The organism is Thioalkalivibrio sp. ALJ16, assembly GCF_000377345.1.
GTDB lineage: Bacteria > Pseudomonadota > Gammaproteobacteria > Ectothiorhodospirales > Ectothiorhodospiraceae > Thioalkalivibrio.
The window spans coordinates 1-6,197 of sequence record NZ_KB898066.1; the positions used below are offsets into that span (position 1 = coordinate 1).

Consider the following 6,197-nt stretch of genomic DNA (forward strand, 5'->3'; position numbering starts at 1 on the left):
AATGATCGAAGCGCAGTACCATCAACCACTTCAGGGGTCCGTTCGTGCAGCGTGACCCAAACCAACGGGTCTCCGGGAAACCCGGGGCGGTTCATAGATAGGGGCAGCGGGGCCTTGGAATGCGATTGGGTTGGGGATATGCTTTAGGCATATGCGGAATATGTGGGGCTTGGCGATGAAGCGGCGGCGCACGGCGAGTTTGTTCCGGAATGGGCGCAGCCAGGCAGTTCGGCTGCCCAAGGGTTTTGCGTTCGATGCGGATGAGGTGGTGATTGAGAAGCGTGGTGATGCATTGATTCTGCGCGCCAAGCCGAGGTCCTGGGATGATTATTTCCAGGGGGATGGAGAGACCCTGCCGGATGACTTTCCCGATTCGATCGAGGATCGCGTGGCGCAGGATCGCGAGGCGTTGTGATCGATGCGTTACATGCTGGATACGAACATCTGTATCTACATCATGAAACGCCGACCGCCGGAGGTGCACGCGCGGCTGCGTGGTGTCCCAGTTGGGGAGGTGGGCCTTTCTGCTGTGGTTCTGGGGGAGTTGCGGTATGGGGTTCGCCGGTCGAATCAGAGAGAACGTAGCGAGGCCGCACTGGAGCGCTTTCTGGCCTTTGCGAGGGTGTGCGACTGGCCGGAAGAAGCGGCCGAACATTACGGCGACATCCGTGCGGAGCTGGAACGTTTGGGTACTCCGATTGGTGCAAACGACCTTTTGATTGCAGCGCATGCTCGGACCATTGGGGCCGTGCTGGTAACGAATAACGGCCGTGAATTCGATCGTGTATCCGGGCTGCAGGTGGAGAATTGGGTGGCGGCGCATTGACCGCGTTTCGGTATCGCGGCGGCGGGGGCTTCGCGGGCGAGCCCGCTCCTACGGGGGGTGGCAGTCGGTGTAGGAGGCGAGCCCTCTGGCCGATGGCGTTTTGGCATGCGCTGGATCGGCGAGGGGGCTCGCCTCCTACGGGGGTGGAGGCTTTCTCTGGCGGATTGTGCTGATCGGCGCGATAATGAAGATATAGTGTGTAATTTATCATACTATTGATGCCTGTTTGGAGGTCGCCATGGGTACTGTGCGCAAAACCATCACTCTGACTGATCACCAGGACAGTTGGGTCAAGGCGCAGATCGAAGCGGGGCGCTACACCAATGACAGCGAGTACATTCGGGACCTGATCCGGCGGGAACAGGAGCGGAGTGCGGAGGTTGAGGCTTTACGTGCTGCACTGGTTGAAGGTGAAGCTAGTGGGGAGCCAAGGGCTTTCGATGCTGACGCTTTCAAGAAAAAAATGATGGAGGCGCATGGATGAATATCGCCTAACCCCGGCCGCCGAGCGCGACCTTGAGGCGATCTGGACGCATACCGCGCAGCAATGGGGTGTGGTGCAAGCAAACCGCTACACTGACTTCTTGTCGGCGGCCTTTGCCGGCTTGGCGAAGGCGCCGGAAACTGCTCCTGCATGCGACCACATACGCCGGGGTTACCGCCGGCGCCATGTCGAGCGGCACATGATCTACTTCCGCGTCACTGATTACGGGGTGGCGGTCATCCGCATTCTGCATGACCGTATGGATGCTCCACGCCACCTGTAGGGCCCCCGAGCGATCGAAACCGCATGGCGACGGTTGGAGACGATTAACTGATGAAAACCCATGATGAGCTGAAGTCCGAGCTGCCAGGGCGACGCTGATTGAATCGGACGCTCGCGTTGGTGCCCCCTGTTTTCCAAGACTAGGCGCGGCACTTGCCGGTAGTGGTTCTACCGGCAAGTGCCGCAACGCAGTATCGGGGAACAGGAGGCGCCAACCCAAAAGGGGCTCGGCCGCCTGTTGTTGATCAAAAACGGGCGCGCGCACGGCGTTGCGGCTCCCTTGTGCAGAGTGACTGCACGGCAGTCACCGCGCCTTGTTCGCACGCAAAAGCGGCTCGAGTGCGAACGCGCGATTCAATCAGCGTCGCCCTAGAGGACCCGGAGGTGGGTCGCGAATATGCGCGGTTGGGTCCAGAGTTCGAGTTCATTCGGGAGTTGGTATCTGCCAGGTCTTCCGCTGGGCTCAGTCACGCCGATCTGGCTCGGCGTATGGGGACGACGCAGCCCGTGATTGCGCGTCTTGAGGGGGGCGATCCGCGCCGACCTGGAAGACGTTAAGCCGCTACGCAGAAGCAACCGGGTGCCGGCTGCGCGTAAACCTGGAGGAACGCTGAGTCTGGGCAGGCTCTGGGGTGGGCGCCGCCGGAGAGCCTGGATGCGAGGTTTCGACGAGAGGTGGTGCCGCTAGCTGTAGGAGGCCAGCCTTCTGGCCGATGGCGTTTTGGCATGCGCTGGATCGGCGAGTGGGCTCGCCTCCTACAGGCTATACGTGGTGATTGATGGTGAGGGGGATTCTTGATTCGGGTTTTGGACGTGGTGTTTTCGTTGGTGGGGCTGGTGGTGGCGGCGCCGGTGATGGCGGTGTTGTGGGTGCTGGGCTGGATGGAGTCGCGTTCGCCGCTGTTCCGGCAGGAGCGGGTGGGGCGGTATCGGCGGCCGTTTGTGCTGGTGAAGTTTCGGACGATGCGGCCGGATACGGCGTCGGTGGCGACGCATCTGGCGCAGGCCTCGTCGATTACGCGCCTGGGCCACTTTCTGCGCAAAACGAAGCTGGATGAGCTGCCGCAGCTGTGGAACGTGCTGAAGGGGGAGATGAGCCTGGTGGGGCCGCGGCCCTGCCTGGTAAGTCAGGTGGAGTTGATCGCGGCGCGCGAGGCTCGCGGAGTGTTTGCGGTGCGCCCGGGCATTACCGGGCTGGCACAGGTGAACGGGATCGATATGTCGGACCCCGAGAGGCTGGCCGAGGTGGATGCGAAGATGATTGAGTCGCTGACGCTTGCGGGTTATTTCCGGTATCTGGTTTTGACAGTTACGGGGAAGGGTTCCGGGGATCGGGTTCGGGGCTAGGTTCCGTTGAGCTTTGGTGGTTTTCCGGCTTTGGCGGGGGCTTCGCGGGCGCGCCCGCTCCTACGGGGTCGGGTAGCGATCGGGCTTCGGCTTTCAGGTGAACCAGTCGGCGAGTGGTAGATTGGGGACACGCTGGAATTCGGTGACGTTGTGAGTGACCAGGGTGGCGTTGTTGGCGAGTGCGGTTCCAGCAATGAGGGTGTCCATGGGGCCGATGGGTGTGCCCTGTTGCTCGAGGTAGGCCCGTATACGGGCGGCGTGGTCGGCGGTGGTTCGGTCAAACGGGAGGACGGTAACGACGTCGAGCAGTTCAGTGAGCTGCTGCTGGCGCTTGTCGGGCTCGCTGGATTTGGCGATGCCCGTTTGTAGTTCGAACACTACGATGGCGGGTATCTGAATATCTGCGGGCGCTGTGGCCAGTAGGTTGCTGGCTACGTTGCCCTGCCCCTTGAAGAAGTAGATGAGTGTGTTGGTGTCGAGGGCGTATTTCACAGTGCCTCGCGGGGGGTGTCCGGCGTGGTGTCGCGGAGCTCCTCGCTCGTTGGGAAGTCTTGCCATTGGCCGGCCATAGTGCGAATGGAATCCGGCCATTCGGTGCGTGCATTTTCTTCCACCAGGCGGGCGACGTAGCGGCTCACAGGGATGCCCGCGGACCGGGCAGCCCGCTTGAGGCGCTGCTCGTGTTCATTGTCGAGGTAGATGGTGACCTGGCCCATTTTCGGTACTCCCAAGCATGAAACATATATTCCCAATTATAGGCCGGTGGTCGTTCTCCGGCCAGCTACCTCAGACGGGCGGATATTCTGGGTCTGACAGGTGGATGATTGGCCTCGGTATCCGGATAACCTCGCGTAGGAGATGCCGGTTCTTTGCTGCGCTGCGGCCGGGGTGACGTGGTGGCAGGGGTGTGTAGTGGGGGTGCTTTATCGTGATCCGGGGTTTTCCGGCTTTGGCGGGGGCTTCGCGGGCGAGCCCGCTCCTACAGGGGGTGGCACTCGGCGCAGGAGGCCAGCCCTCTGGCTGATGGAGCTGGCCTTCCGTGGTGATAGTTCAGGGGCTGGGCTCCTGCGGGGGATACGAAGATTCTTTGCGTTTCGCTCGGGTCAGTGCGCGGCGATTTCGCTGTAAAAGTTGGGGTTGTCCTGGATGGTGGCGAGGACCTTTGCGGCAAGTCCGGTGGGGTTGCGGCGTTTGGCTTCCCAGCTCTTGATGGTGTCGACGCTCGTTCCCATGGCCTTGGCAAATTCGGCTTGCGAAACGCGCAAGTGGGCGCGAATGGCCTTTACGTCCGCCACTTCGTGGCGTGTGACGCGGCTGGGTGCTTTCTTGCCCTGCTTGATGGCGACGGCTTCCTGTAGTGAGCTCTGGAGTTCGTCGTAGATGCTCATTGGGGAGTTTCCTCTTTTAGCCGTGAAGTCAGTGCTTTCAGGGCCACTTTTTCGGTGGCGGTGAGGTTGTCTTTCACGTTCTTCGGATAGGCCAGGATCAGATAGATGATCTGCGCACTCGCCAGAAAGTAGATGACGCGTCCGCCACCACGCTTTCCTTGGCGGCCCAACCCGATGCGGACTTTCCGTAGGCCGCCTGTTCCCTGGATCAGGTCGCCTTTGTCGGGTTGGGCGATCAGCGTGTTCTGGAGTTCTTTCAGGTCATCATCTGTAGCGATCGCCTGGAATTGCCGAGTGAACGTTGGAGTTTCAATGAATTCAATGGCATGGAGCACGTGGAGACATGTCCTTATGTCTGTACTGCCTAGGCGTACAGTGTACACCATTTCGTGTTCTGGGGCGAGTCTTGCCGGGACACGGTCGAGGTTCTGCCGATCGGCGTAGGAGACGGGTGCTGTGCCGGGTGATGGGGCTTTGGGGCATAGAAGAGGGGGGTTGTGGTTATCGAACGTTGGCGGGGGCTTCGCGGCCGAGGCCGCTCCTACAGGCGCCTGAACCGTACCGACTTTTCCGGAGGCTCTGATCCTTGGGAGGATAGAGCGATGAGTGAGATGACACGGTATAGCCCGGAGGTCCGGGAACGGGCGGTGCGGCTGGTGTGGGAACACCAGGAGGAGTATTCGTCGCAGCATGCGGCGATGCAGTCCATTGCGCCGAAGATCGGCTGCACGCCGGAGACGCTGCGGCTGTGGGTCCGCCGCGCGGAGCGCGAGCGGGACGATGCCTCGGCGCTGTCCGACAGCGAGCGCGCACGCCTGAAGGCGCTGGAGCGGGAGAACCGCGAGCTCAAGCGCAGCAACGAGATCCTGCGCAAGGCCTCGGCGTTTTTCGCCCAGGCGGAGCTCGACCGCCACGAGAAGTGATGGTGGCGTTCATCGACGCCCATCGCGAGGCCTACGGGGTCGAGCCGATCTGCCGCGAGTTGCCGATCGCCCCGTCGACCTACTACGAGGACAAGGCCCGGGAACGGGATCCCGGGCGGCTTCCCGCCCGCGTCCGGCAGGACGCGGCGCTGGACGCGAAGATCCGCGACGTCTGGGAAGACAACTTCAGGGTCTACGGCGTGCGCAAGGTCTGGCATGCCCTCCGGCTGGAGGGCTGCCACGTCGCGCGTTGCAGTGTGGCGCGGCGGATGCGCGCCCTGGGTCTGCGCGGGGTGACGCGGGGCAAGGCCCCGCGCACCACCCGTGCGGCGTTCGGGGTCGCGCTCCCGCCGGATCATGTCGGACGGTGCTTCCGGGTCAAGCGTCCGAACGCCCTGTGGGTGGCGGATATCACCTACATGCCCACGGCGCGGGCGGGCTTCGTCTACACGGCCTTCATCACCGATGCGTTCGCCCGCCGCATCGTGGGTTGGCGCGTCAGTCGGAGCCTGCGCACCGACCTGACGCTGGGAGCGCTGGAACAGGCGCTCCAGGCCCGGATGGGACGGGGCACGCCGCGCCCCATCCATCACAGCGATCGCGGCGTGCAATACGTATCGGTGCGTTATACCGACCGCCTCGGAGAAGCCGGGCTCCAGCCCTCGGTGGGCCGGGTCGGTGACTCCTACGACAACGCCCTGGCGGAGACCATCAACGGGCTGTACAAGACCGAGGTCCGGGCCTACTGGGGGCGTCTTAACGATCTACGCGACGTCGAGTGGGCTACGCTCCAGTGGGTCGACTGGTTCAACCGGCGACGCCTGTTGGAATCCAACGGGTATCGACCGCCGGCAATGATCGAAGCGCAGTACCATCAACCACTTCAGGGGTCCGTTCGTGCAGCGTGACCCAAACCAACGGGTCTCCGGGAAACCCGGGGCGGTTCA

The 6,197-nt window shown here is 62.5% G+C and carries 10 protein-coding genes and 1 other annotated feature; of the genes, 6 read left to right on the forward strand and 4 right to left on the reverse strand.

Annotated elements, in window-relative coordinates; translation table 11 throughout:
• The first annotated feature begins 175 nt into the window (after positions 1 to 175).
• The 5 genes from D000_RS0113155 to D000_RS0113180 all read left to right on the forward strand — a co-directional run bounded on the left by D000_RS0113155 (position 176) and on the right by D000_RS0113180 (position 2,939).
• Entirely contained in the window at positions 176 to 415 is a 240-nt protein-coding gene (locus D000_RS0113155; RefSeq protein WP_018873986.1) for an antitoxin, read from the forward strand.
• Positions 416 to 418: 3 nt separating this feature from the next.
• Entirely contained in the window at positions 419 to 826 is a 408-nt protein-coding gene (locus D000_RS0113160) for a type II toxin-antitoxin system VapC family toxin (protein WP_018873987.1), read from the forward strand.
• A gap of 238 nt (positions 827 to 1,064) precedes the next feature.
• Entirely contained in the window at positions 1,065 to 1,310 is a 246-nt protein-coding gene (locus tag D000_RS0113165) for a type II toxin-antitoxin system ParD family antitoxin (protein ID WP_018873988.1), read from the forward strand.
• Positions 1,303 to 1,593, forward strand: coding sequence for a type II toxin-antitoxin system RelE/ParE family toxin (locus D000_RS0113170; RefSeq protein ID WP_018873989.1), 291 nt, complete (start codon positions 1,303 to 1,305; stop codon positions 1,591 to 1,593). The genes D000_RS0113165 and D000_RS0113170 overlap by 8 nt, the downstream gene beginning before the upstream one ends.
• A 794-nt stretch (positions 1,594 to 2,387) precedes the next feature.
• Complete coding sequence (locus D000_RS0113180; protein ID WP_026280011.1) at positions 2,388 to 2,939, forward strand: sugar transferase; 552 nt, start codon at positions 2,388 to 2,390, stop codon at positions 2,937 to 2,939.
• Positions 2,940 to 3,032: 93 nt separating this feature from the next.
• Here D000_RS0113180 and D000_RS0113185 read toward each other — a convergent pair whose 3' ends face one another.
• From D000_RS0113185 to D000_RS0113200, 4 genes are all read right to left on the reverse strand, one after another.
• Positions 3,033 to 3,431 carry a type II toxin-antitoxin system VapC family toxin gene (locus tag D000_RS0113185; RefSeq protein ID WP_018873991.1) on the reverse strand — a complete coding sequence of 133 codons (399 nt, stop codon included), beginning with the start codon at positions 3,429 to 3,431 and terminating at the stop codon, positions 3,033 to 3,035.
• Entirely contained in the window at positions 3,428 to 3,655 is a 228-nt protein-coding gene (locus D000_RS0113190) for a hypothetical protein (protein WP_018873992.1), read from the reverse strand. The genes D000_RS0113185 and D000_RS0113190 overlap by 4 nt, the downstream gene beginning before the upstream one ends.
• Before the next feature lie 387 nt (positions 3,656 to 4,042).
• Positions 4,043 to 4,327 carry a NadS family protein gene (gene nadS, locus D000_RS0113195; RefSeq protein ID WP_018873993.1) on the reverse strand — a complete coding sequence of 95 codons (285 nt, stop codon included), beginning with the start codon at positions 4,325 to 4,327 and terminating at the stop codon, positions 4,043 to 4,045.
• Complete coding sequence (locus D000_RS0113200) at positions 4,324 to 4,662, reverse strand: type II toxin-antitoxin system RelE/ParE family toxin (RefSeq protein ID WP_026280012.1); 339 nt, start codon at positions 4,660 to 4,662, stop codon at positions 4,324 to 4,326. Before D000_RS0113200 ends, nadS begins: the two co-directional genes overlap by 4 nt.
• A gap of 267 nt (positions 4,663 to 4,929) precedes the next feature.
• Between D000_RS0113200 and D000_RS0113210 the strand changes: the two genes are divergently transcribed.
• Positions 4,930 to 6,158 (forward strand): IS3 family transposase gene (locus D000_RS0113210; protein ID WP_369772931.1). Its coding sequence is split into 2 segments (ribosomal slippage): positions 4,930 to 5,218 and positions 5,218 to 6,158, totalling 1,230 coding nucleotides; the frame shifts between segments, so codons are not numbered across the junction.
• Positions 5,208 to 5,324, forward strand: a sequence feature (AL1L pseudoknot). Its footprint overlaps the gene before it by 117 nt.
• Positions 6,159 to 6,197: the final 39 nt, after the last annotated feature.

What these genes read in the sequence shown, in the direction of transcription:
- D000_RS0113155 (WP_018873986.1), top strand. Translation starts at nt 176, where the DNA reads ATGAAGCGGCGGCGCACGGCGAGTTTGTTCCGGAATGGGCGCAGCCAG.
- D000_RS0113160 (WP_018873987.1), top strand. Translation starts at nt 419, where the DNA reads ATGCGTTACATGCTGGATACGAACATCTGTATCTACATCATGAAACGC.
- D000_RS0113165 (WP_018873988.1), top strand. Translation starts at nt 1,065, where the DNA reads ATGGGTACTGTGCGCAAAACCATCACTCTGACTGATCACCAGGACAGT.
- D000_RS0113170 (WP_018873989.1), top strand. Translation starts at nt 1,303, where the DNA reads ATGGATGAATATCGCCTAACCCCGGCCGCCGAGCGCGACCTTGAGGCG.
- D000_RS0113190 (WP_018873992.1), bottom strand. Translation starts at nt 3,655, where the DNA reads ATGGGCCAGGTCACCATCTACCTCGACAATGAACACGAGCAGCGCCTC.
- nadS (WP_018873993.1), bottom strand. Translation starts at nt 4,327, where the DNA reads ATGAGCATCTACGACGAACTCCAGAGCTCACTACAGGAAGCCGTCGCC.